The sequence below is a fragment of the Nocardioides flavus (ex Wang et al. 2016) genome, from assembly GCF_014653115.1.
GTDB classification, from domain to species: Bacteria; Actinomycetota; Actinomycetes; order Propionibacteriales; family Nocardioidaceae; genus Nocardioides; species Nocardioides flavus.
The window spans coordinates 1-24,080 of the sequence record NZ_BNAD01000026.1; the positions used below are offsets into that span (position 1 = coordinate 1).

Annotated in this window: 21 protein-coding genes; 11 read left to right on the forward strand and 10 right to left on the reverse strand. The window is 72.5% G+C overall.

The genetic code is table 11. The annotated features are described in order from the left end of the window. Window positions 1-110 precede the first annotated feature (110 nt). A complete protein-coding gene (locus tag IE200_RS20230; RefSeq protein WP_191281300.1) occupies window positions 111-680 on the reverse strand; it encodes a recombinase family protein in 570 nt (189 codons plus the stop codon). An 85-nt stretch (window positions 681-765) separates the two neighbouring features. Here IE200_RS20230 and IE200_RS20235 point away from each other — a divergent pair, with 85 nt between their 5' ends. From IE200_RS20235 to IE200_RS20245, 3 genes are all read left to right on the forward strand, one after another. Then, window positions 766-1,296 carry a GNAT family N-acetyltransferase gene (locus IE200_RS20235; RefSeq protein WP_191281301.1) on the forward strand — a complete coding sequence of 177 codons (531 nt, stop codon included), beginning with the start codon at window positions 766-768 and terminating at the stop codon, window positions 1,294-1,296. Between the two features lie 155 nt (window positions 1,297-1,451). Continuing rightward, complete coding sequence (locus tag IE200_RS20240; protein ID WP_191281302.1) at window positions 1,452-3,035, forward strand: GMC family oxidoreductase; 1,584 nt, start codon at window positions 1,452-1,454, stop codon at window positions 3,033-3,035. Then, window positions 3,032-4,537 (forward strand): aldehyde dehydrogenase family protein, encoded by a 1,506-nt coding sequence (locus IE200_RS20245; RefSeq protein ID WP_191281303.1) that lies wholly within the window; start codon window positions 3,032-3,034, stop codon window positions 4,535-4,537. Before IE200_RS20240 ends, IE200_RS20245 begins: the two co-directional genes overlap by 4 nt. A 41-nt stretch (window positions 4,538-4,578) precedes the next feature. Here IE200_RS20245 and IE200_RS20250 read toward each other — a convergent pair whose 3' ends face one another. The 4 genes from IE200_RS20250 to IE200_RS20265 are packed head-to-tail and all read right to left on the reverse strand — an operon-like array spanning window position 4,579 to window position 10,082. Beyond that, the gene (locus tag IE200_RS20250; protein WP_229856888.1) at window positions 4,579-5,073 is read right to left on the reverse strand and encodes a beta-class carbonic anhydrase; all 495 of its coding nucleotides are present in this window, start codon (window positions 5,071-5,073) and stop codon (window positions 4,579-4,581) included. Window positions 5,074-5,093: 20 nt separating this feature from the next. Then, window positions 5,094-6,866 carry an MFS transporter gene (locus tag IE200_RS20255; protein ID WP_308433037.1) on the reverse strand — a complete coding sequence of 591 codons (1,773 nt, stop codon included), beginning with the start codon at window positions 6,864-6,866 and terminating at the stop codon, window positions 5,094-5,096. Then, the gene (locus tag IE200_RS20260) at window positions 6,863-7,573 is read right to left on the reverse strand and encodes an LppX_LprAFG lipoprotein (RefSeq protein ID WP_191281304.1); all 711 of its coding nucleotides are present in this window, start codon (window positions 7,571-7,573) and stop codon (window positions 6,863-6,865) included. Before IE200_RS20260 ends, IE200_RS20255 begins: the two co-directional genes overlap by 4 nt. Window positions 7,574-7,577: 4 nt before the next feature. After that, on the reverse strand, window positions 7,578-10,082 hold the full coding sequence (locus tag IE200_RS20265; RefSeq protein ID WP_191281305.1) for a DNA gyrase/topoisomerase IV subunit A: 2,505 nt from the start codon (window positions 10,080-10,082) through the stop codon (window positions 7,578-7,580). Between the two features lie 164 nt (window positions 10,083-10,246). Between IE200_RS20265 and IE200_RS20270 the strand changes: the two genes are divergently transcribed. From IE200_RS20270 to IE200_RS20280, 3 genes are read left to right on the forward strand one after another with little or no spacing between them, the layout of a single operon-like run. Beyond that, on the forward strand, window positions 10,247-12,970 hold the full coding sequence (locus IE200_RS20270; protein WP_229856890.1) for a bifunctional acetate--CoA ligase family protein/GNAT family N-acetyltransferase: 2,724 nt from the start codon (window positions 10,247-10,249) through the stop codon (window positions 12,968-12,970). Window positions 12,971-12,993: 23 nt separating this feature from the next. Further along, complete coding sequence (locus IE200_RS20275) at window positions 12,994-13,575, forward strand: DUF5998 family protein (protein ID WP_191281306.1); 582 nt, start codon at window positions 12,994-12,996, stop codon at window positions 13,573-13,575. 10 nt (window positions 13,576-13,585) lie between these two features. Further along, window positions 13,586-14,728, forward strand: a complete 1,143-nt coding sequence (locus tag IE200_RS20280) for an alkaline phosphatase family protein (RefSeq protein WP_191281307.1) — start codon at window positions 13,586-13,588, stop codon at window positions 14,726-14,728. 2 nt (window positions 14,729-14,730) lie between these two features. On the opposite strand, the gene IE200_RS20285 is transcribed toward IE200_RS20280, so the two are convergent. Further along, complete coding sequence (locus IE200_RS20285) at window positions 14,731-15,393, reverse strand: thymidine kinase (protein ID WP_191281308.1); 663 nt, start codon at window positions 15,391-15,393, stop codon at window positions 14,731-14,733. A 55-nt stretch (window positions 15,394-15,448) separates the two neighbouring features. On the opposite strand from IE200_RS20285, the gene IE200_RS20290 reads away from it, so the two are divergent. Next, window positions 15,449-16,288 carry a sulfurtransferase gene (locus IE200_RS20290; RefSeq protein ID WP_229856892.1) on the forward strand — a complete coding sequence of 280 codons (840 nt, stop codon included), beginning with the start codon at window positions 15,449-15,451 and terminating at the stop codon, window positions 16,286-16,288. Here IE200_RS20290 and IE200_RS20295 read toward each other — a convergent pair whose 3' ends face one another. Then, on the reverse strand, window positions 16,289-17,125 hold the full coding sequence (locus IE200_RS20295; protein ID WP_191281310.1) for an MOSC domain-containing protein: 837 nt from the start codon (window positions 17,123-17,125) through the stop codon (window positions 16,289-16,291). A gap of 3 nt (window positions 17,126-17,128) precedes the next feature. Next, window positions 17,129-18,103 carry a septation protein SepH gene (gene sepH, locus IE200_RS20300; RefSeq protein ID WP_191281311.1) on the reverse strand — a complete coding sequence of 325 codons (975 nt, stop codon included), beginning with the start codon at window positions 18,101-18,103 and terminating at the stop codon, window positions 17,129-17,131. A 106-nt stretch (window positions 18,104-18,209) separates the two neighbouring features. Here sepH and IE200_RS20305 point away from each other — a divergent pair, with 106 nt between their 5' ends. Next, complete coding sequence (locus IE200_RS20305; RefSeq protein WP_191281312.1) at window positions 18,210-18,845, forward strand: trimeric intracellular cation channel family protein; 636 nt, start codon at window positions 18,210-18,212, stop codon at window positions 18,843-18,845. A 47-nt stretch (window positions 18,846-18,892) separates the two neighbouring features. On the opposite strand, the gene IE200_RS20310 is transcribed toward IE200_RS20305, so the two are convergent. Both IE200_RS20310 and IE200_RS20315 read right to left on the reverse strand, forming a co-directional pair. Continuing rightward, on the reverse strand, window positions 18,893-20,215 hold the full coding sequence (locus IE200_RS20310; protein WP_191281313.1) for a D-arabinono-1,4-lactone oxidase: 1,323 nt from the start codon (window positions 20,213-20,215) through the stop codon (window positions 18,893-18,895). Between the two features lie 9 nt (window positions 20,216-20,224). Then, on the reverse strand, window positions 20,225-21,406 hold the full coding sequence (locus IE200_RS20315) for an MFS transporter (protein ID WP_191281314.1): 1,182 nt from the start codon (window positions 21,404-21,406) through the stop codon (window positions 20,225-20,227). A gap of 33 nt (window positions 21,407-21,439) precedes the next feature. On the opposite strand from IE200_RS20315, the gene IE200_RS20320 reads away from it, so the two are divergent. The 3 genes from IE200_RS20320 (at window position 21,440) to IE200_RS20330 (ending at window position 23,870) form a co-directional block, all read left to right on the forward strand. Next, window positions 21,440-22,570 carry a ferrochelatase gene (locus tag IE200_RS20320; RefSeq protein ID WP_191281315.1) on the forward strand — a complete coding sequence of 377 codons (1,131 nt, stop codon included), beginning with the start codon at window positions 21,440-21,442 and terminating at the stop codon, window positions 22,568-22,570. Next, a complete protein-coding gene (locus IE200_RS20325) occupies window positions 22,567-23,376 on the forward strand; it encodes an inositol monophosphatase family protein (protein WP_229856894.1) in 810 nt (269 codons plus the stop codon). The genes IE200_RS20320 and IE200_RS20325 overlap by 4 nt, the downstream gene beginning before the upstream one ends. 203 nt (window positions 23,377-23,579) lie before the next feature. Continuing rightward, entirely contained in the window at window positions 23,580-23,870 is a 291-nt protein-coding gene (locus IE200_RS20330) for a DUF4193 domain-containing protein (RefSeq protein WP_056600397.1), read from the forward strand. Window positions 23,871-24,080 lie beyond the last annotated feature (210 nt).

The following is a 24,080-nucleotide window of genomic DNA, read 5'->3' on the forward strand; positions in this document are numbered from 1 at the left end:
CGTGATGGTCCTCGAGGATTCGGTAGAAGGTTGACTCGAAGGATCACGCGGTGGCCGCGCCTGCGTCCGACGTACACGCCGGGGACGACCTCGACGACCGCGCTACACCACTATCGGGGACTCAACTCCGACGCTCTACGCCTGAACGCTTCCCGGACGTGCTCTGCCTCTTCCTCGACTACCGCCCAACCGTCGTCGTAGCCGTAGAGACGATGCCTGCCCTTGTGGGGGATGCCTGAGGCTGCACGCTGGCGCTTCTGGTCCCGTACGCGCTTGCCGATGTTCTCAGCCTCTGCACGCGCCACGCTGCCCATGATGCGAGCCGTCAGACGACCCTGCACGGTGTCGAGTTGCACGTCTCCCGCCACGTTGGCGAGTTGGGTCCCGTGGCGCTCCACAAGGTCGATGAAGTGCTCCAACTCGATGGGCTTGCGGGTCAGCCGGTCGATTGCGTAGACCGCCACAGCGCCGATGCGGCCTGCCTCAATGTCAGCAAGCATGCGGGCGTACTCCGGGCGCTCCCTGTCCTTGCTGGCGCTCACGTCGTTGTCTCGGTAGACCTCTGCGACGGTCCAGCCCTTGCGCTCCACCAGAGCGCGGCACAACTCTTCCTGACGCTGCACCCCCAGACCCTCGCCAGCCACGTCTAGGCTGATGCGCACGTAGATGCCTGCCTGCATGCCGAACCTCCGTTGTATGTCCTCTGACACCTTAGAGGTTCATCGTGCAGGGTGCGTACGAGGTCGACGTCGAGGCACTGGACGCGTGAGGGCGGAGGTCGTCCTGACGTACGGGGCCGACGCGGTGCTCGTGCGAGACGAGCTCTGGCCGCTCTACCGCCGGATCTTCAGCGACTTCGACGACCTCGAGACGTGGCGTGGCCAGGTGTGGGACCGGCACGCAGCGCGAACGGGCTTCCGGCTGGCCCTTGCCCGGGCCGACGACGGCCTCGTGGGGTTCGCGTACGGCTACACCGGCGACCACGGGCAGTGGTGGACGGACCGTGCCGCGGGGGTGCTGCACCCGGCCGTCGCCGACGACTGGCTGGGCGGTCACTTCGAGCTCGTGAGCATCGGCGTCGACGAGCCGGCACGGCGGTCGGGCGTCGGTCGACAGCTCATGGCGACGCTCACCGACGGGCTGGACCATGCGCGCTGGGTGCTGATGACCTCGTCAGACCCGGACGACCCTGCTCGACGGCTCTACCGCACGGCCGGTTGGGCCGTGATCGGTCCGGGGCTCTCTCCCGATCGCATCATCATGGGCCGGGCCTGGCCCGTGACCACCCAGGGCTGAGCTGACGAGGTGGAGTCCGCGTGCCGGCATACGGAACACGGACTCCACGATGGCAGGTCGACCGACGCCGTGACTTGACCGTGACAGTGGTTGTGTCGCGGTCGCGCCCGCCGTAGGTTTGTGGCTCGCGTCACAGGCACACCAGAGGGAGTCCCATGCCCGACGAGACATTCGACTACGTGGTCATCGGATCGGGCAGCGCCGGCGGCGTGGTCGCGGCCCGGCTGAGCGAGGACCCTCAGGTCCGGGTGCTGCTGCTGGAAGCCGGTCCGGTCGACGACGACGACAACATCCACATGCCGCTCGCGTTCTCGATGCTGTTCAAGACCAGGTGGGACTGGAACTACGAGACGACCCCGCAGAAGCACCTCGGCGGGCGTCGGGCGTACTGGCCGCGGATGAAGGCGCTCGGTGGGTGCTCGTCGATGAACGCCATGATCTACATCCGCGGCAACCACGCCGACTACGACGAGTGGCGCGACTCGTACGGCGCCACGGGCTGGGGCTTCGACGACGTGCTGCCCTACTTCACCAAGGCGGAGGGCAACACCCGCCTGGGCGGTCCGTTCCACGGCACCGACGGCCCGCTCCACGTGGAGGACCGCACCTGGAACCACGAGCTGAGCACGGCGTTCATCGAGGCCGGCGTGTCGGCCGGGCTGAAGCGCAACGACGACTTCAACGGCGCGGAGCAGGAAGGCATCGGGCCCTACCAGGTCACCTGCAAGAAGGGCCGTCGCTGGTCGGTCGCCGACGCCTACATCCGCCCCGCTGCCGCGCGCCCGAACCTCGTCGTGCGCACCGAGGCCCTCGTGACCCGCATCGTCCTCGAGGGCACGCGCGCCGTCGGCGTCGCGTACACCCGCGGCGGCCGGGACCACGTCGTACGGGCCGAGGCGGAGATCGTGCTCAGCGGAGGCGCGGTCAACAGCCCGCAGCTGCTGATGCTCTCCGGCATCGGCCCCGGCGCGCACCTGCGCGACATGGGCATCGACGTCGTGGTGGAGTCGCCGGGCGTCGGGCAGAACCTCCAGGACCATCCCGTGTCCGGCATCCTCAGCTACACCAAGGACACCACCGACGTGGCGGAGATGCTGGGCCTCGGCAACCTGGTGCGGTGGAAGGCGACCGGCAAGGGTCCGCTCAGCTCCAACGTCGCGGAGACCGGTGCGTTCTACCGCTCCCACGACGCCCTCGACCTGCCCGACATCCAGCTCCACGTGGCACCGACGGGGTTCTACGACAACGGCCTGCACGAGCCCGTACGCCGCGCGCTGACGACGGCCGTCACGCTCGTCAACGTGCAGAGCTCGGGCCACGTGCGGCTGCGCTCGGCCGACCCGACCTGGCACCCCGAGATCGACCCGGGCTACTTCGACGACCGCGCCGACCTCGAGGCGATGATCGCCGGCTTCCGCACCGCGCTGGAGGTCCTGCGCCAGGAGCCGATCGCGAGGTACGTCGCCGAGCCCTGGGTCCCGGCGACGGCCGATCCCAGGGACGACGACATCATCGAGGCCATCGGGCGGCTCGGCCAGACGCTCTACCACCCCGTGGCGACGTGCGCCATGGGCACCGTCGAGGGCAGCGTCGTCGATCCCGAGCTGAAGGTCCACGGCGTCGAGGGCCTGCGGGTCGCCGACGCCTCCGTCATGCCGCGGGTGCCGCGCGGCAACACCAACGCCCCGACCATCATGATCGGCGAGAAGTGCGCCGACCTCATCAAGGAGAGCCGATGACCGACACCCTCCAGCCCGCCGGGACCACGCGGACCTTCGACTCCCTGGACCCCGCCACCGGGGACGTCGTGGACACCCACCCGGTGACGGACAAGGACGGGGTCGACGCTGCCGTCGCCCGCGCCCGTACGGCGGCCGGGTGGTGGAGCGAGCTGTCGTTCGACGAGCGGGCGGACGTGCTGCTGACCTGGCGCAGCGTCATCACGCGACGCATCGCCCAGCTCGCCGACCTCGTCCACCGCGAGACCGGCAAGCCGCACGGCGACGCCCAGCTCGAGATCGTCCTGGCGGTCGACCACATCGCGTGGGCGGCCAAGCACGCCAGGAAGGTGCTCGGCCCGCGCCGGGTCTCCGCCGGGCTGCTGATGGCCAACCAGGCTGCGTCCGTCGAGTACCACCCGCTCGGGGTCGTCGGCGTCATCGGGCCGTGGAACTACCCGGTGTTCACGCCGATGGGCTCGATCGCCTACGCCCTCGCGGCCGGCAACACGGTGGTGTTCAAGCCCAGCGAGTACACCCCCGGCGTCGGTCGGTGGTTGGCCGACAGCCTGCGTGAGGTCGTCCACGGGCGCGACGTGCTGCAGGTCGTCACCGGCCTGGGCGAGACCGGCAACGCGCTGTGCACGGCCGCGATCGACAAGCTGGCCTTCACCGGTTCGGCGCGCACGGGCAAGCTCGTGATGGCAGCGTGCGCGGAGAACCTCACCCCGGTCCTCATCGAGGCCGGCGGCAAGGACTCGGTGATCGTCGACGAGGACGCCGACCTGACCAAGGCCGCGGAGGCCGCGCTGTGGGGCGGCATGTCCAACGCCGGCCAGACCTGCATCGGGACCGAGCGCGTCTATGTCCACGAGAAGGTGTTCGACGACTTCATGGGCGAGATCCTCAGCCAGGCCCGGGGCCTGCGCGCGGGGGCCGACCCGGACGCGAAGATCGGTCCGATCACGATGCCGTCGCAGCTGGCGGTCATCAGGAGCCACCTCGAGGACGCCCTCGCCAAGGGCGCGCGCGTCGCCCTCGGCGGCCCCGACGCCGTCGGCGACCGGTTCGTCCAGCCGACCATCCTGACCCACGTGCCGGAGGACTCCACCGCGATCACCGAGGAGACCTTCGGGCCGACGCTCGCGATCAACCCGGTCACCGACATGGACGAGGCCGTGCGCCGCACCAACGCCACGGAGTACGGCCTGGCCGGCGCGGTGTTCTCCAGGGCCAACGGCGTGGCGATCGCACGTCGTATCCGGTCGGGCATGACGTCGGTCAACTCGGTGATCGCCTTCGCCGCCGTCCCCTCCCTGCCCTTCGGCGGGGTCGGGCAGTCGGGGTTCGGGCGCATCCACGGCGCCGACGGGCTCAAGGAGTTCACCTATGCCAAGGCCATCACCCGCCAGAGGTTCAGGCCGGTCATGAACCTGACCTCGTTCGCGCGCGACGCCGCCACGGACGGCAAGGTCGCGCAGCTGGTGACGCTGCTGCACGGTGGCAAGCAGACGCTGAGGTAGGCGATCCGCGGCCAGAAGGCGCTCCGGCGGCGCTCAGACGCTCAGGCGTGCTGGGTGAGCAGCCCCGAGTCGACGTCGTAGACGAAGCCGCCGACCTTGGCGCGCTGGCCGATGAGCGGGTGGGTGCGCACCTTGACGACGTCCTCGCGCAGCTGCTCGAGCTGGTCGGACACGACGCCGAAGGACTGCCAGCTGGCGTCGACGCCGGCGGACTCGCCGACCTTCACCCGCAGCTCCGCCTCGGTGGCCGACGCCATCGCACAGCGGGTGTGCGGCACGACGAGGATGCGCTGGACGTTGAGCAGGTGGACGCCCAGCACGAGCGCCTCGAGCGCCTGCGGGGTGACCCGGCCGCCGGGGTTGCGGAAGATCTTGGCGTCGCCGTGCGTGAGCCCGAGCATCCGCAGCGGATCGATGCGCGAGTCCATGCAGGTGACCAGCGCGACGCCGGCATGGGCCTTGCCGTCGAATCCGCCGAGGTCAAAGGAGTCCGCGAACTCGCGGTTGGCTGCCAGGAGGTCGTCGAAGTCGCTCACGACCCGCAGGTTAGCGCGACTCAGGCGCCGCCGGTGAAGACGTCTCGCGCAGCCAGACGCGAGGGCCGCACCTGGCGGAACAGCACGAGGGCGAGCACCGCCGCCACGACCGAGCAGCCGGCAGCGCCCCAGAACACTGCGTGCTCCTGCGCGATGCCGGCGACCCGCAGCAGGTCGGAGAACTCCGGGCACCGGCTCTTGCCGTCGCAGACCTCCTGGACGGGCGGTACCGCCTGCTGCTCGGCGTAGTAGCGCCGCAGGCCGATGGTGGTCAGCGCCGAGATGCCGACGAGCATGCCGACCATCCGTGCCACCACGACGAAGGCGCTCGCGACGCCGTGGACGTCGTCGTCGGTCGAGGCGAGGAGCGCGGCGTTGACGGGGGCGAGGGCGAGCCCGAAGCCGAGCCCGCCGGTGACGAGCGCGACGTTGGCGATCGGCTCCTCGATCGTGGTGAGGCCCCAGCGTGTCATCAGCACGAAGCCGGTGGCGGCCAGCAGCATGCCGGCGGCAGTGACGAGGCCGGGGGACAGGGACCGGATCAGGTAGCCACCCGCGACGGCTCCGACCGGCAGCGCGAGGAGGAAGCGTACGAGCACGAGGGCCGCGGGCAGCTGGTCGTCGGGATAGACGGTCGTGCGGGCGAAGAGCGGGATGTCGATGAGGGCGGCGATGAGCGCGGCACCGACGAAGAAGCTGACCAGGAGCGCGCCCCACGCGGGCGTACGGCGCAGCGCGCCGCGGGGCACGAGCGGGTCGGCGGCGCGGCGTACGTGCCAGGCGAAGACGACCGCGGAGACCGCGGCCCCCAGGAGGTACCACCGGCCGCGGGGCGAGAAGACCTCGATCTTGGGGTCGGCGGTGGCGAAGGCGAGGATGACGCCTCCGAGCGCCGCAGCGAGCAGGAGCGCGCCGACCAGGTCGGCCTCGAGCAGGACGCGGGTCCACCCGCGCAGGTCGAGCAGGGGGCGCGGCGCGAACCAGCACCAGGCCACCAGCAGCACCAGCGCGGCCATCGTCGTCACGCCGATCGGTGTGAGCCACCGGCCGTCACCGGCGAACGGGATGAACAGCTGGCCCCAGGTGAGGTCGCGCATGAGCCCGGACGGGCGCAGGAACACGATCGCCGCGCTCGAGAGGGTGGCGAGCACCAGCAGGAGACCGATGACGTCCACGCGCCGATGTGGAAGCGCCTCGTCGCGGGACGCGAGGGCGCGGATCGCGGCGGCGAGGACGAGCCCGACGGCGAGGTTGATGGCGAAGATCGCCCGCCAGTCGGCGAACGCGAGGACCGCGGCACCGAAGAGAGGGCCGAGCACGGAGCCGATCTCCTGCACCGCCGAGACGACGCCGAGCGGCACGCCACGGCGCTCGACGGGGTAGAGGTCGGCGACGAGGGCGAGTGTCGCCGGGACCAGACCGCCACCGCCGACGCCCTGGAGGAACCGGCCCGCGACGATGCTGGGCATGTCGTAGGCGACGGTCGTGATCAGCGAGCCGAGCGCGAAGAGGACCAGCGCCATCACCAGCACGGGCACGCGACCGCGGAGGTCGGCGATGCGGCCGATGAGCGGGAGCATGGCGACGTAACCGAGCAGGAAGCCGCTGACGATCGGGGCGGCCCGCTGGAGCTGGTCGATCGGCACCCCGACGCCGGTCATCATGTCGGGCAGCGCGAGCACGACGACGTACGTGTCGGCCGCCGCGAACGCGACGGCGACCGACGCCATGGCCAGCAGCAGCCGCGAGGTGCGCCGGTACGCCACGACCGGGCCCGTCACGGTCGGGCTCACGGCGCGGCGATGTCCTTCTCGGTGCCGTACCCGGCGAAGTCGACCGTGTAGGTCATCGGCTCGGCGCGCGGGTAGAAGACGCCGGTCAGGGTGGCCCGGCGGAGCTCGCCGTCGTCACTGACCTGCCACTCGACGTCGAAGGAGTCGCCGGACGAGGAGGGGATGATCGCGTCCATCGCGTCGCCCGGGACGGTCCCGGAGTAGGTCGTGAGGATCTCGCTGTTGTCGGCCCCGCCGCGCACGCTCTCCCCGGCCTCGGGCGACTCGGTGAGCCCGAGCAGGCCCGCGAACCCGTCCTCACCGACCAGCCCGGAGGGGTCGGGCGCGCCGTACTCCTTGGGGTTGACCTTGTCGTAGCCCGGCGTGAAGGGGAGCTGGGCGTACACGGTGTCGTCGACGGCGATCACGGGAACGTCGACCGTCTGCCCGGCGAACACGACCGTGATCGAGCCCTCGAACGCCGGGGCGTCGGTGACCGTGCCGACCGCGCGGGTGATGCCGGAGACACCCTCGGGCAGCGCGTCCGTCGAGAGCGTCAGCTCGACGCCGCTGGTCTCGTCCAGCGTCGTCGCGGCCTCGGCGAGGACCTCCTCGGCCGAGGGGCCCTCGGCCTCGCCGCCGTCCGCCTCGCCGGAGCACGCGGCGAGGGTCGGCAAGGTCAGGAGGACCGCCGCCGCGGTCGTGGCCAGGCGTCCGGAGGTGCGCATGCCCTCAGCCTTCCACAGGGGTGGGAGCGTCCTGCTGCGCCGTGCGTGCCGCGCCGGGCGCGACCTGGCGCGCGACGGGCGACGCGACGGCTGCGATGGGCTGGGGCGCGGGCACGCCCGAGCCGTCCCGCCGGCCGATGGCGTCGGGGAGCTCGACCGGTGCGCCGCTGGCCGCGGCGGCCCGCGCCGGACCGGGCCCGGCCCACGCGGTGACGAGGGTGTCCTCACCCTTGAGGAACCGGTGGCTGCGGACACCGCCGGTGGCACGGCCCTTGCCGGGGTACTCGCTGAACGGCGTCACCTTGACTGCTCCCGCCTCCGTGCCGGGCAGCGCCGTGGAGGAGCCGGACGCCGTCACGACGACCGCGTCGGCCGGGTCGAAGGCACCGAAGAACGCCACCCGTTGCCCGGCGCCCAGCTTGATCCCGGCCATGCCGCCGCCGGAGCGGCCCTGCGGGCGCACACCCGAGGCGGGGAAGTGGAGCAGCTGGGCGTCGGTGGAGATGAAGCAGAGCTCCTCCTCGCCGGTGACGAGCTCGACTGCGCCGACGACCTCGTCGCCGTCCTTGAGGCCGATGACCTCCCACTCGTCGCGGTTGAGCACCTCGGGGTTGACCCGCTTGACGACACCGTCGCGGGTGCCGAGGGCCAGGCCGGGGCCGTCGGTGGCGAGGGAGGTGAGCGCGAGTGCCCGCTCACCGGCCCCGAGCGCCAGCATCTCGCTCAGCGGGTAGCCGCCCTGGAGGTTGGGGTCGTTGGCCGAGTCGGGCAGCTCCGGCATGTCGAGCACGGCGATCCGCAGCAGCCGGCCCCGGCTCGTCACGACGCCGACCTCGCCGCGCGCGGTCGTGCGTACGACGCTGGTGACGACGTCGTGGCCGGCGCGGCCCTCGCCGTGGCCGGGCTCGGCGTCCGAGGTCGTGCGGGCCAGGAGGCCGCTGGAGGACAGGAGCGCGAAGCACGGGTCGTCGGCGACCTCGACCGGCGTCGCAGCGGTGACGGTGGTGCCGGCCGAGGCGAGCAGGACCGTACGGCGGGGGGTGCCGTGCTCCTTGGCGACCTCGGTGAGCTCGTCGGAGACGACCTTCCGGAGCAGCTTCTCGTCGGCGAGGATCGCGTCGAGGTACTCGATCGTGCGCTCGAGCTCGCTCTTCTCCTTCTCCAGCTCCAGCCGGGAGAACTTGGTCAGCCGGCGCAGCGGCATGTCGAGGATGTAGTCGGCCTGCACCTCGGAGAGCTCGAAGATCGAGATCAGCCGCTCCTTGGCGGCCGCGGCGTTGTCGGAGCCGCGGATCACCTGGATGACCTCGTCGATGTCGAGGATCGCGATGAGGAGGCCGTCGACGAGGTGGAGGCGGTCGGCGGCCTTGGCGCGTCGGAAGGAGGAGCGACGGCGTACGACGTCGAACCGGTGGGCCAGGAAGACCTCGAGCATCTGCTTGAGCCCGAGCGTGCGGGGCTGGCCGTCCACGAGCGCGACCGCGTTGATGCCGAAGGAGTCCTCGAGCGCGGTCTGGCGGTAGAGCTGCTCGAGGATCGCCTCGGGCACGAAGCCGTTCTTGATCTCGATGACCAGGCGCAGGCCGTGCTCGCGGTCGCTGAGGTCCTTGATGTCGGCGATGCCCTGCAGCTTCTTGCCGAGGACCAGCTTCTTGATCTGCTCCATGACGCGCTCGGTGCCGACGCCGTAGGGGAGCTCGGTGACGACGATGCCCTTGCGGCGGGCCGTCACCGACTCGACGCGGGCGGTGGCGCGCATCTTGAAGGTCCCGCGCCCGGCCTCGTAGGCGTCGCGGATGCCGTCGAGGCCGACGATCTTGCCGCCGGTGGGCAGGTCGGGGCCCGGGACGAACCGCATCAGGTCGTCGAGGGACGCCTTGGGGTGGGTGATGAGGTGCTTGAGCGCCTGGACGACCTCGACGAGGCTGTGCGGGGCGATGTTGGTCGCCATGCCCACCGCGATGCCGGCCGAGCCGTTGACCAGCAGGTGCGGGATGGCGGCCGGCAGCACCACCGGCTCCATCTCGCGCGAGTCGTAGTTGGGCTTGAAGTCGACGGTGTCCTCGTCGATCGAGGCCGTCATCGCCACCGCGGCGGGTGCCATCCGGCACTCGGTGTAGCGCATCGCGGCGGGGGAGTCGTCGGGTGAGCCGAAGTTGCCGTGTCCGTCGACGGTCCGCAGTCGCATCGACCACGGCTGCGCCATCCGTACGAGCGCGTCGTAGATCGCGCCGTCGCCGTGGGGGTGCAGCCGGCCCATGACCTCGCCGACGACGCGGGCGCTCTTGACGTGCCCGCGGTCGGGACGCAGCGACATGTCGTCCATCGTGTAGAGGATGCGCCGCTGCACGGGCTTGAGGCCGTCGCGCGCGTCGGGCAGCGCACGGGAGTAGATGACCGAGTAGGCGTACTCCAGGAACGACGACTGCATCTCGTCGCGGATGTCGGTGTCGAGGATGTGCTCCTCGAAGTCGTCCGGGAGGGGTTCGGTCTTCGTGCGTCGTGCCATGGGCGCATTGTCCCCGGTGGTCGCGCGCCAACGGGCGGGGGCACGCCGGGGACCCCCGCGCCTGTCGGTGGTCGAGTGCCCGCGAGCGCCAGCGCGCGGGTGTGTCGAGAGCGCTCCGCCCGGCGCCGGACCAGTCAGGGGGCACCTGCCGATACATTGCTGTCGTGACCGAAGCGGACGCGTCGAACCACGAGGTGGGCGTGACGCCCGCGCCCCGGCACTGGGAGGCGGACGTCCTGCTGCGCGACGGGCGCACGGCCCACATCCGGCCCATCCAGCCGGAGGACCGTGAGCTGCTCGTCGAGTTCTACAGCCGGGTCTCCGACCAGTCGAAGTACTACCGCTTCTTCTCGCCGATGCCCGAGCTGTCCGAGCGCGACCTCGACCGGTTCACCAAGGTCGACCACCGCGACCGCGTGGCGATGATCCTGACCGTGGCCGGGCAGATGATCGCGGTCGGGCGCTACGACACGATCCGGCCGGGATACGCCGAGGTCGCCTTCCTCGTCGAGGACGCCCACCAGGGCCGCGGCATCGGCCAGCTCCTGCTCGAGCATCTCGCCCAGGCGGGGCGCGAGCGCGGGGTGGAGGAGTTCGTGGCGGAAGTGCTGCCCGACAACCAGGCGATGATCCACACGTTCAAGGACGCCGGCTACCAGGTCAAGAGCGCCTTCGAGGACGGCGTGATGGAGCTGGTCTTCCGCATCGACCCGACCGAGACGGCCATCGGGGTGATGGAGCAGCGCGAGCACCGCGCCGAGTACGCCTCGATCGAGCGCTTCTTCTCCCCGAAGTCGGTGGCGATCATCGGTGCCAGCCGCCGCCAGGACACGATCGGCCGGGCGCTCGTGCGCCACCTCGTGCTGGGCAACTTCACCGGCCGGATCCACGTGGTCAACCCGAGCGCCGACTCGGTGTCGGGCATGCCGGCGTGGAAGTCGGTGGGGGAGATCCCCGGCGACGTCGACGTCGCGATCGTCGCGGTGCCGGCCGAGTCCGTCCAGGACGTCGTGCTCGACTGTGCGGCCAAGGGCGTGCACGGCCTCGTCGTGATCTCGTCGGGCTTCGCCGAGACCGGCGAGGAGGGCCGGATGCGCCAGCGCCGCCTCGTCGGCCTGTCCCGGTCGTACGGCCTGCGCCTGATCGGCCCCAACGCCCTCGGCATCATCAACACCGACCCCGACGTCCAGCTCAACGCGTCGCTGTCGTCGGTGATGCCGCCGCGCGGCCGTGCCGGGTTCTTCTGCCAGTCGGGCGCGCTCGGCTCGGCGATCCTCGAGAAGGTGCAGAACCGCGGGCTGGGCCTGACCACCTTCGTCAGCGCGGGCAACCGCGCCGACGTCTCGGGCAACGACCTCCTGCAGTACTGGGAGGAGGACGACGCCACCGAGGTGGTGCTGCTCTACCTGGAGTCGATCGGCAACCCGCGCAAGTTCTCCCGCATCGCCCGCCGTGTCAGCCGCCGCAAGCCTATCGTCGCGGTCCGCTCGGGTCGCAGCTCCCAAGGCGTCCCGATGGGCCACGCGGTCCGCAAGATCAGCGCCCCCGGCGAGGCCGTCGACGCCATGTTCCGCCAGGCCGGGATCATCCAGGTCGAGTCGCTGGAGGAGATGTTCGACGTCGCCCAGCTCCTGGCCCACCAGCCGCTGCCGCGCGGTCGCCGGGTCGCGATCGTCGGCAACTCCGACGCGCTCGGCCTCCTCGCGGCCGACGCCGCCAACTCGGTCGGCCTCGTCGTCAACCGCCAGGAGGCGCTCGGAGCCGACGCGACCGCCGAGGACTTCGAGGACGCGCTCGACGCGGCCATCGACGACCCCGAGGTCGACGCGGTCGTCGCGATCTTCATCCCGCCGCTCAACGTCGCCGGCGCCCGCGAGGACGTCGCCAACGTGCTGGCCGCCGTCGGCGAGCAGTCGGACAAGCCGATCGTGTCGACCTTCCTCGGCACCGAGGGCGTCCCCGAGCTCCTGCGCGTCCCGGACGTGGCCGGCTCCAGCGCGGGCCGCGGCTCGGTGCCGTCCTACCCCGCGGTCGAGGCTGCCGTGCGCGCCCTCGCCCACGTCGTCGAGTACGCCGTGTGGGTGCGGGTGCCGCAGGCGACGGTCGTCGAGCCGGGCGTCAACGACCTCGACGCCGCCCGCCACCTGGTCAACGAGGTGCTGATGCGCCACCCGGAGGGCCGCGACCTCGACTACGGCGAGCAGAACCGGCTGCTCGCGGCCTACGGCATCGACCTGTGGGACACCTACGCCGTGGCGTCGCTCGACGAGGCGGCCACCGCGGGCGAGGCGCTCGGGTGGGACGTGGTGCTCAAGGCGACCGCCGACCACCTGCGCGACCGGCCCGACCTGGCCCACGTGTGGCGCAACATCGACACGCCCGAGGAGATGGCCGACGCCTGGACGTCGCTCAACACGCTCATCACCGAGCCGGACCGGGCCGGGTTCGTCGTCCAGCGCAACGCGCCCCCGGGCGTGCCGGTGACGATCGCGACGATGGAGGACCCGCTCTTCGGGCCGGTGCTGTCCTTCGGGATCGGTGGTCCGCTGACCGAGCTGCTCGGCGACCGCTCGTTCCGGATCCCGCCGCTCGCCGACCACGACGCGCAGGACATGGTCCGCGAGATCAAGGCGTCGCCGCTGCTGTTCGGCTATCGCGGCAGCGAGATCGTCGACGTGGCGGAGATCGAGCGGCTGGTGCGGCAGGTCGCCCAGCTGCAGCACGACCTCCCGCAGGTCCGGGCCCTCCAGCTGCCGCTCGTGCTGGCCGGGGCGGAGGGCGCGACGGTGCTCGGCGCGAGCGTACGGGTGGAGCCGGTCAAGGACCCGCGCTCGGACTGGTTCGTACGCCGGCTCAGCACGATGCCCGGGGACACGATGCCCGACTGAGCCCTGCGTGACAGACTGCGGTCATGCCCCGCTCCACCCGTGACGCGGACGTCTCCCACGACCTCCGCCAGGCGATCCACCGCACCGGCTACTACCCCGAGGTCGTCGCCGACGGCGTCTTCTCCGCCGCAGGCGGCGAGGAGGTGCTGTCCTACTTCGTGCACCACGAGACGACCTTCGACCACGAGGAGGTGCGCCGCCACCTGACGGCGCTGCTGCTCACCCCGACCCGGCTGGTGATCGCCCACACCGACGAGCACCCCGGTGACGACCTGCTGCCCGAGCCCTACACCTCGACCACGACCGAGGCGGTCACGTTGACGTCGATCCGTACGGTGGTCGTCACCCGGATGGTGGCCAACCCGACGGCCGGGGTCGCCCCGCCGGCCGAGGCCGTGCTGACCATCGGTTGGGGAGGTGTCGGCCGTCTCGACCTCGAGCCGGCCGCCTGCTCCGACCCCGGCTGCGACGCCGACCACGGCTACACCGGGACGCTGGCCGGCGACGACTACACGCTCCGGGTCTCCGCGGCCGCCGAGGGCGCCGACGCTGTCGCCGGCCTCCTCGCCTTCGCCGACGCGCTCTCCGCGCGCACGCGCGGCTGACCTCCCGACGGTGACCACCGAGCCCGGCCCGGCAACGGCAGGCCTCACCCTGCCTGCGTACGGCGACCGCTCGCTCGCCGACGTGGTGCCCGCTGTGGCCCGCGCCCTCGGCACGCCCCTCGAGGGCCACCCCGCCGCGTTCGAGCTGCCGCCGGCACCGTCGTACGTCGTCTTCCTCGTCGACGGCATGGGCGCCGAGCTGCTCGCGCGCCACGCCCACGCCGCGCCGTACCTCTCCTCCCTCCTGGAGGGCGGCTCGACCGGCACCGCGGGCGTGCCCTCGACCACGGCCACCTCGCTGACCTCCCTGGGCACCGGCCTGGTCCCGGGGGCGCACGGCCTGGTCGGCTTCACCGCCCGCATCCCGGGCACCGACCGGCTGCTCAACCACCTTTGGTGGGACAAGGGCGTCGACCCGGTCGAGTGGCAGCCCCACCCGACCGCCCTGGGCCGGCTGGCGCACGCAGGCGTCCACGTGACCTCGGTCAACAAGCGCGACTTCGACGGCTCCGGCCTGACCGTCGCCTCCCAGCGGGGTGCGACCTACGTCGGTGCCGACCGCGTCGGCGAGCGGATCGCGGCGACCGTCGGCGCGTCGGCCGCACAGCCGTCGCTGACCTATGTCTACGACTCGGACCTCGACTGGACCGGGCACAAGTTCGGCGTGGCCTCGACCCAGTGGCTCCAGCAGCTCGCGATGGTCGACGCCGAGGCCGAGCAGCTGCGCGAGGCGCTGCCCGCCGCCACCCGCCTCCTCGTCGTGGCCGACCACGGGATGGTCGACAGCCCCCGGGAGTCACGGGTCGACGTCGACGAGGTCGACGGGATGCGCGACGGGGTGGCGCTGCTGGGTGGGGAGGCACGCTTCCGCCACCTCTACTGCGCCGCCGGTGCCGTCGACGACGTGGCCGCCGCCTGGCGCGAGGTGCTGGGGGAGCGGGCCACCGTCGTCACCCGCGAGGACGCGATCGGCCGTGGCTGGTTCGGCCAGGTGCAGCCGGGCGTGCTCCCGCGGCTCGGTGACGTGATGGTGGCCTGCCACGACGACACCGCCATCGTGTCGACCCGCGACTTCGCCTACGAGGACACGCTGGTGGGGCTCCACGGCTCGCTGACCTCGACGGAGATGCTCATCCCCATCCTGGTCGGCTGACGTCAGCCGAAGGGGAGCGGCTCCGGCGCCAGGCTGACCGCCTTGGCCCGGGCCGCGGTGAGCCGCCGGCGGTGGTGCTGGCGGCACAGCACCTCGTAGGCCACGTCCTGCTCCCCGGTCGGCGGGTGGTCGGCCTGCTCGACGTCGCCGACGACGACGACCTCGCCGTCGGTGACCATCGCACCGTTCTCGGTGCGGGCGTTGTGGGTGGCGCGCTTGCCGCACCAGCACAGCGCCTCGACCTGGAGGACGTTCATCCGGTCGGCGAGCTCGACGAGCCGCGCGCTGCCGGGGAACAGCAGGGACCGGAAGTCGGTGAGGATGCCGAACGCGAACACGTCGATCTGGAGCTCGTCGACGACCTTCGCGAGCTGGTCGATCTGCTCGGCGGAGTAGAACTGGGCCTCGTCGCAGACCAGGTAGTCGATGCGGCCGCCCCGGGTGAGGGAGTCGACGACGTAGGCCCAGAAGTCGAAGTCGGCGTCCACCTCGAGCGCGTCGTGCGTGAGCCCGAGCCGACTGGAGACCACGGCCTGGCCCGAGCGGTCGTGGGTGGTGAAGATCCGGCCGACGCGTCCTCGGGCGGCGTGGTTGTGGTTGGTCTGGAGCGCCAGCGTCGACTTGCCGGAGTCCATCGTGCCCGTGAAGAAGTGCAGTTCAGCCATGTCCCGGCAGATCCTGTCACAGCGTCCGTCCGGGGTGGCCGCTACGGTCCCGCGTGTGGACCACGACCTCGGCACCGGACCCCTGGCCAGCCCGCTCATCGGCACCGACGACCTGGTCGCGGCGCTGGGGCGGGTGAGTGTCCTCGACGTGCGCTACGCCATGGGCGGCCCGCCCGGCCGCGCTGAGCACGCGGCCGGCCACGTGCCGGGCGCGGCCTACGTCGACCTCGATCACGACCTCGCCGACCCGCCGGGGGAGCGTGGACGCCACCCCCTGCCCGACGAGGCACGGTTCGAGGCCGCCATGCGTCGCGCGGGCGTACGCTCCGACCGCCCGGTCGTGGTCTACGACGACTGGCAGGGACGCGCCGCGGCCCGCGCGTGGTGGCTGTTGCGCTTCCACGGCCACCGCGACGTACGGGTGCTCGACGGCGGCTGGACGGCCTGGCGCGCGGCCGGCCACCCTGTGGAGACGGGGGGGACGAGCCCCGAGCCGGGTGACTTCACCGTCTCCGCGCGCAAGCAGATGGCCGTGGTCGGCCCCGACGAGGTCCTCGCCGTCGACGTGCTGGTCGACGCCCGCGCCCCGGAGCGGTACCGCGGCGAGACCGAGCCCGTCGACCCGGTCGCCGGGCACGTCCCGGGAGCGGTCAACGTGCCGACCACCGCGAACCTCGACGAGGACGGCCGGTTCCTGCCGCCCGCGCGACTGCGCGAGGCGTACGCCCGGGTGGGCGCCGACACGGCGGCCAGCGTCGCCGCCTACTGCGGCTCCGGGGTGACCGCCGCGCACGACGTGCTCGCCATGGAGGTCGCCGGCATCCGCGCCGCTCTCTACCCCGGCAGCTGGAGCGAGTGGGTCAGCGAACCGGCGCGCCCGGTCGAGACCGGCTGATCACTCCGCGCGAACCTCGTCGCCCACGCTCACGCGCCCCGACGTCTCCGGCACGAGGTGGACCGCGAAGAGGGTCTTGCCGCCGACCAGCCGGTGCCTGGCCAGCGTGCGGGTCGGCTCCTTCGAGGTGCGAAGCGTGGCGGGGTCGATCGTCGCCATCACGCAGCGTCCGACCGGCTTGCCGACCCGGAACGGCACGTCCCCGACGACGACGCGCGACCAGCGGTCCTCACCGAAGGGCTCGTCGCCGTCGACGACCAGGTTGGCGCGGAACCGCTCGACCGGCAGCGGCGCGGGCGGCTCCTCGCCGAGCTCCAGCGCGCGCTCGACGATCCAGTCGTCGAGCCGCCGCATCGAGGCGAGCGACGCGATCGTCACGGGGAAGGAGTCGGGGAAGGCGGCGTGGTCCCCGGGCTGCGAGAACCCCGGCTGGAGCGTGCGCTGCTCCGGGTCGTGGCACCACACCAGGCGCAGGTCGTCGCGTCTCAGCACCGCCCGCACCCACGCGTCGGCGGCCGCGCCGGCGGGTCGGGCCTGCAGGTCGAGGGAGAACAGGTGCACGCCGACGGGCGCGGCACGGGGGACGTCGACCAGCAGGTCGGCGTGGCCCGGGGCCCGGAGCCGGAGCGCGGCGGTGACGGACGGGTCGGTCGACGGCGTGTCCGCGACGACGTGGAAGAGGCGATGCACCTCACGCGCGGAGACGAGTCGGCCGTCGCCGTCGACGAGCATCCAGGACCGGTCGTCGGTCAGGCCGCGCGGCAGCACGGTCGTGGAGCTGACCGGACGGATGGCGCCTGACTTGAGCGGGTGGACGTTGAGCTGGACGAGGCGCAAGCGTCAGTCGCCCTTGCCGCCGCCGAACATGATCTCGTCCCAGCTCGGCACCGAGGCGCGACCGCGCTTCTTGGCGGGCCGGGGCTTCGGCGCGGCGGGAGCCTCGGCGGCCGGCTCCGACGGGGGCCGAGCCGGCTCCTCGGTCATGGTCTCGCCCGTGTCCTGCGCGTCGAGGTAGACCTCGACCGGCTGCTCGGTGCCGAGGTCCTGGGCGGAGAGCTCCATCGTGGTCTCGGTGGCCGAGGCGTCCGGCGCGTCCGGCGCCGACCCGTCGGTGACCATCTCGATCGCGTCGTCGCCGAGGGGCACGTCGCCGCCGATCGCGCTGAGGCGTCGCTGGCGCGCGGCCGCGAGGTCGTCGGCGGCGGGAGCGGCCCCGGTGTCCGGGGCGTCGGCGGCGGGTGACGCGACGTCGCCGACCAGCCACCGGGCGTCCTCGTCGTCGACGGTCACGAAGCTGCCGCGGGGGTCGTGGGAGAAGGTGGCCGTGCCGACGCGGCCGGCCACGTCGTACAGCGCGGTCAGCGACCAGCGGCCGTCCTCGCGGCGCCATGCGTCCCACTCGACGCTGCCGGGGTCGACGTTGTGCGAGCGCAGGTGGGCGGTGACGGCCTCACCGAGCGTGCGGGCACCGGACTCCCCGGCGCGACGGCGCAGGGAGGCGAGCTGGGCGCGCTCGGCCACGTGCGCGCGCTCGGCCAGGACGGGGGCGGCGAACGGCATGATCTTCTCCACCGAGGTGCCGGCGGCGTGCGCCACCGCCTCGGGGCTCTCGCCCGCGCGGATGCGCATCTGGATGTCGCGGGGGCGGAGGCTTGATTCCATCGGGATCTCCAACTGGCCGTTGCTTTCGGGCGTGCCTGACAGGGCGCGGCGGAGCCGGGCGTCGATCGCCAGGGTGTGCTCCTGACCCGCCTCGTCCACCAGCAGCAGGCGTCTGCCGTCCGCGCTGCGTCCGGTGAACGTCAGCTTGGCCATCGACGGCTGGCTCCTGCCTGGTGCGTGGGTCGGGTGGTCTGGTCGAGCCTACGCCAGCGCGGTGCCCGGGAGCGCTCACGGCTGCGGCGCGCCTTAGGCTTCCACCGTGCCTGACACCGAGTTCGCCACGACGCTCGTCGTGTTCGACCTCGCCGGCATCTTCGTCTTCGCGGTGGCGGGCGCGCTGGTCGCCGTCCGGAAGAACCTCGACCTCTTCGCGGCGCTGGTCCTCGGTGGCGTCACCGGGCTCGGCGGCGGCTTCATCCGCGACGTGCTGATCGGGGCCACGCCGCCTGCCGCCCTGGCCGACTGGCGCTACCTGCTGGTGCCGGTCGTGGCGGGGCTCCTGACGTTCTTCTTCCACCCGACGGTGGGGAGGCTGGAGCGACCGGTGGCGCTGCTGGACGCGTTCGGGCTGGCGCTGTTCTGCGTGACCGGGGCGCTCAAGGCCGTCGACTACGGCCTCGACCCGCTGCCCGCGGCACTCATGGGCATGGTCACCGGCATCGGCGGCGGCATGATCCGCGACGTCCTCGCCGGGAGCGTCCCGGTGATCTTCGAGGGCGTCCTGTACGCCACCCCGGCGCTGGCCGGTGCCACGGTCGCGGTGCTGCTCGACCGCACCGACCTCCCGCTCGTCGTCGTCGCGGCGGCCGGGTTCGCGACCTGCCTCGGCTGGCGGCTGCTGGCGATGGTGCGGGGATGGCGCGCGCCGCTGCCCAAGGGGCCCGCCAACGTCTGAGCGGGTGTCGTGACAGGCGCCAGCGCGCCTTAATCGACCAGCGGTGGTCAGTCGCCGAGCACCCGCCGCAGGTGGTCGTTGGCGAAGACCCGGTCCGGGTCCAGCCGGTCGCGCAGCGCGAGGAAGTCGCCGAACCGGTCGTACGCCGGGGTGAGGTCCGCGGCCGTGCGGGTGTGGATCTTGCCCCAGTGCGGCCGCCCGCCGGCCGCGCGCAGGACCGGTTCGACCCCGCCGAAGTACGCCCGGTGGTCGGTGCCGGCCGGCACGTGGAAGGCGAGGTAGAGGGTGTCGCGGCCGTGGGCGGTGGACAGCGGCACGTCGTCCGCGCGTGCGGTGCGCACCTCCACGGGGAAGGCGATGCGCCAGTCGCTGGCGTCGATGACGCGGCGGCACTCGCGCAGCACGTCGAGCCCCACCTCCCGCGGCACGGCGTACTCCATCTCGCGGAAGCGCACCCGGCGCGGGCTGACGAGGACGCGGTGGGCGAGGTCGCTGTAGCGGCGCTCCGACAGCGCCCGGGCGGCGACCCGGTTGATCCCCGGCACGAGGGCAGGCGCCCGTTCGCCGAGGCGGCACAGCCCACCGAACAGGGTGTTGGACACCAGCTCGTCCTCCCACCAGGCCGCTGCCCGCGACGGCGGGCGCTGCTCGCCGGGGTCGAGGTCCGTGCGGACGTTCTGCTTGGCCACCATCCGGTCGGTGTGGGGGAACCAGTAGAGGTCGACGTGGTGCGCCTCGGCGACCATCTCGTCGAACGACGCGAGACCGCGGTCCCACGTCATCGGCTCCTCGTGGGCCTCGAGGACGAAGAGCGGCTCCACGTGGAAGGTCAGGCTCGTCAGGATGCCGAGCGCGCCGAGGCCGACGCGTGCGAGGTCGAAGACGTCGGCGTTCTCCGCGGCCGACGCACGGAGCACCTCGCCGGTCCCGGTCACGATCTCCAGGCCGGCGAGCTGGGCGGCGAGGCCGGCAGCGGTGCCGCCGGTGCCGTGGGTGCCGGTCGAGGTCGCACCGGCGAGCGTCTGCTCGGCGATGTCACCCATGTTGTGCAGCGACAGCCCGAGGCGCTCGAGCGCGAGGTTGAGGTCCTTCAGCGGCGTGCCGGCCCTGGCCGTGACGGTCATCGCCTCGCGGTCCACCGCGAGGACGCCGGTGAGCCCGTCCGGTCGCAGGAGCGTGTGCTCGGGCGCGCCGATCGCGGTGAAGCTGTGCCCGGTGCCGGTCATCTTGACGGTGCGGCCGTCGGCGCGCGCCCGTCGCACGGCGGCGACCACCTCCTCCACCGAGGCAGGCGTCGCGACGTGGCGCGGCACCGCCTCCTCGAGTCCGGACCAGTTGCGCCACAGGTGGCCGCGCACGGGTGAGCTCATGGCCGCACGCTAGGCCATCCGGCGACCGGGCCGGGCGGTCTGCGCGGCCAGCGCGCCCAGGACCCCGCCGGCCAGCGCCACGGCGTACGCCGCGGAGGCGCCGCTCTGGTCGACCACGAAGCCCGCGATGCTCGCGCCGGGGGCCACGCCCGCCACGATCCCCGTGTGCAGGATCGCCATGCCCTCGGTGAGGCGGCCGCTCGGGACCCCCTGCTCGACCATCGTCATCGCGCTGATCAGCGTCGGTGCGATCGCCAGGCCGCCGACCAGCAGCACCACGGCCATCACCGGCACCGACGAGACGAACATCAGCGGCGCCATGGCGAGCGCCATCGCCGCGGAGCCCCACCGCAGACGTACGTCCGGTCCGCTGCGCCACGCGATCGCACCCGTGACCAGCCCCGCGACGAGGCTGCCGAAGGACCAGGCGGCGAGCAGCCAGCCCGCGACCCAGCGGGCGCCCTGCTCCTCGGCGAACGCGACGGTCGTCACCTCCGCGGCCCCGAACAGGGCGCCGAGCGTGAGGCACACCAGTGCCAGCGGCAGGACCAGTCGCCACGGCATCGGGCTCCGCACGCTCGTCTGGGTGCTGCGTCCCGCGGGCGGCTCCGTACGGCGTTGGGCGGCGAAGGCGAAGGTGCCGAGCACGCCGCTGGCCACCGCGACCGCCAGGCCGGCGACGGGGTGCCAGCCGGTGGCGAGCAGCGTGACCAGCACGGGACCGACGACGAACACCACCTCGTCGAGGACGGCCTCGAGGGCGAACGCGGTCTGCTTCTCGCCGGGCTCGTCGAGCAGGTGGGACCACCGGGTGCGGACGCTCGCGCCGACCTGGGGGAGCGAGGCCCCGGCGACGGCGGCGAAGACGTACGTCCACACCCGCGCCCAGTCCTGCTCGACGGCCAGCACCATGAGTGCCAGCCCCGCGCCGAAGACCGAGATCGCGATCGGGAGCACGAGGGACTGGCCGAAGTGGTCGACCCAGCGGCCGTGCAGCACGGCGAACGCGGCCTCGGCCAGCACGAAGACGGCGGCCACCGTCCCCGCCAGCCCGTAGGAGCCGGTGCGCTCCTCGACCAGCAGCACGATCCCGAGCCCGACCATCGAGATCGGCAGCCGCGCCACGAGCGCGGCGCTGCTGAACGCGAAGGCGCCCGGGCGCGCCAGCACCCGGCGGTAGGAGTCGAGCATCAGCCGCATGGTAGGCGCCTCTACGCTGGCGTCATGAATCCTGCGGGTCACCCCGACGTGAAGCCGTACGACGCGCTCCTGGTGCTCTCCTTCGGAGGCCCCGAGAAGCCCGAGGACGTGGTGCCGTTCCTGGAGAACGTCACCCGAGGGCGCGGGATCCCGCGCGAGCGCCTCGAGCAGGTGGGGGAGCACTACTTCCTGTTCGGCGGCAAGAGTCCGATCAACGACCAGAACCGCGCACTCATCGCGGCGCTGGAGAAGGACCTGGCGGACAACGGCATCGACCTGCCGGTCTACTTCGGCAACCGCAACTGGGACCCCTACCTCGCCGACACCGTGGCCCGCATGAAGGCCGACGGGATCCAGCGGGCGGCGGTGTTCGCCACCTCGGCGTACTCGTCGTGGTCCTCGTGCCGGCAGTACCGGGAGAACCTCTGGGACGCCGTCGAGCAGGTCGAGGGCGCACCGCGGCTCGACAAGCTGCGGCAGTACTACAACCACCCCGGCTTCATCGAGCCGGCCGTCGACGCGTGCGTCGCGGCGCTCGAGCAGCTGCCCGACCACGGTGACGCGGCCCGGCTGGTCTTCGTGACGCACTCGATCCCGACCGCCATGGCCGAGACGAGCGGCGCCCCGGAGGACGACCCGGCCAACGTCGGGGCGCAGCCCCGTGACGCCTACGTCAAGCAGCACCGCAGCGCCGTCGACGAGGTCGCGAGCCGGGTCCGCGCCCGGACGGGACGGGCGCACCGGCACGACCTGGTCTACTGCTCGCGGTCGGGGGCGCCGTCGACGCCCTGGCTGGAGCCGGACGTCAACGACCACCTCGAGGAGCTCGCCCGCGACGGCGGGACCCAGGTCGTCCTCGCTCCCATCGGCTTCGTGTCCGACCACATGGAGGTCATCTACGACCTCGACACCGAGGCGATGGCGACCGCCGAGCGGCTCGGCCTCCAAGCCGTGCGTGCGGCGACCGCCGGGACGGACCCGCGCTTCGTGGCCATGATCCGCGACCTCGTGCTCGAGCGCGCGGCCGCCGAGCGCGGGGAGTCTCCCGAGCGTCGCGCCGTGGGGTCGATGCCGGCGGGTCCGGACCTGTGCGGCGTGGGGTGCTGCCCGAACCCGCGCGGACCGCGTCCGGCCCTGTGCGGACGCGACTCGTGACCGCGAGCGCCACCGAGCTGCGCGACCTTGCCCGCACGTTCGCCCACGAGGGCGCCGAGCTGGCGCGCACCATGAGGCGCGAGGGGATCGAGGTGGCCGACACCAAGACCAGCGCCGTCGACGTCGTCACCGAGGCCGACCGGGCGGTCGAGGCTCTCATCCGCTCGCGCATCACCGCGCTCCGCCCCGAGGACGCCATCCTCGGCGAGGAGGGCGACGACCGTGCCGGCACGTCCGGCGTGCGCTGGGTCGTCGACCCGATCGACGGGACCGTGAACTACCTCTACGGCCTGCCCGACTGCGCGGTCTCCATCGCCGCGGAGGTGGACGGGGAGGTGGTCGCCGGCGCCGTGGTCACCATCCCGACGGGGACCGAGTACGCCGCGGCGCTGGGGCACGGTGCCACGCGGGACGACCGGCCCATCGCCGTACGTCCCTCTCCGCCGCTCGCCGAGCGACTGGTCCTCACCGGCTTCGGCTACCAGCGCGTCGTGCGCGAGCACCAGGCGGACTGCGTGGCCCGGCTGCTGCCGGAGGTGCGCGACATCCGCCGGATGGGCTCGTGCTCCCTCGACCTGTGCCACGTCGCCGAGGGGAGCGGCGACGGCTACGTCGAGGCCGGCCCACAGCCGTGGGACTGGTCCGCGGGCGGGCTGGTGCTCCGCGAGGCGGGCGGCCGCTTCGCGCTGCTCGACGGGACGTTCACCGTCGGCGCGGACCAGGTGCGCAACGTCGTGGTGGGCGCCCCGGCGGACGGCTGGGACACCTTCGTCGGAGCACTCGGCGCGGCGGGTTTCCTCGCCTGACGACACACCCCGGAGGCGGTCCGGTCCATCCCGCGCCACGGGGAATAGGGGACGGTCGTCCACTGTTCTGGCGACACGTTGCGGACCGGGTCACCACGGAACCGGTCCATGGTGCACAATCTGGCGCCGACGACGCGCACACATGGACACGGCCCCGCCGCGATCCGGCGAGCACGTGACCACAGCATGGGGAGAGGGATCCGATGGCTACCGACTACGACGCACCACGCAAGTCCGAGGAGGACCAGAGCGAGGAGAGCATCGAGGAGCTCAAGGCGCGCCGCCACGACAAGAACTCGGGCAAGGTCGACGAGGACGAGACCGAAGCGGCTGAGTCCTTCGAGCTCCCGGGAGCCGACCTGTCGCACGAGGAGCTCGCGGTCGAGGTGATGCCTCGTCAGGACGACGAGTTCACCTGCATGAGCTGCTTCCTGGTGCACCACCGCTCGCAGCTCGCCGACGAGAAGAAGCTCATCTGCCGCGACTGCATCTGAGCACGCACCACCTGCGCGCGCGACAGCGCTCGTCCCGCTCGGGGCGGGCGCTGTGTCGTACGGGAACGCCTCGAAGTCAGGAGGCGAGGCGTCGTCTGATCGCCTGGCGGCGTCGCTCGAGCTGTTCCTCGCGCCACTCGACCTCGGCGACGAACTGGTGCACCGCGGGATGGTCGTCCGGGACACCCCACCGCGCCCGCTCGTAGCGCT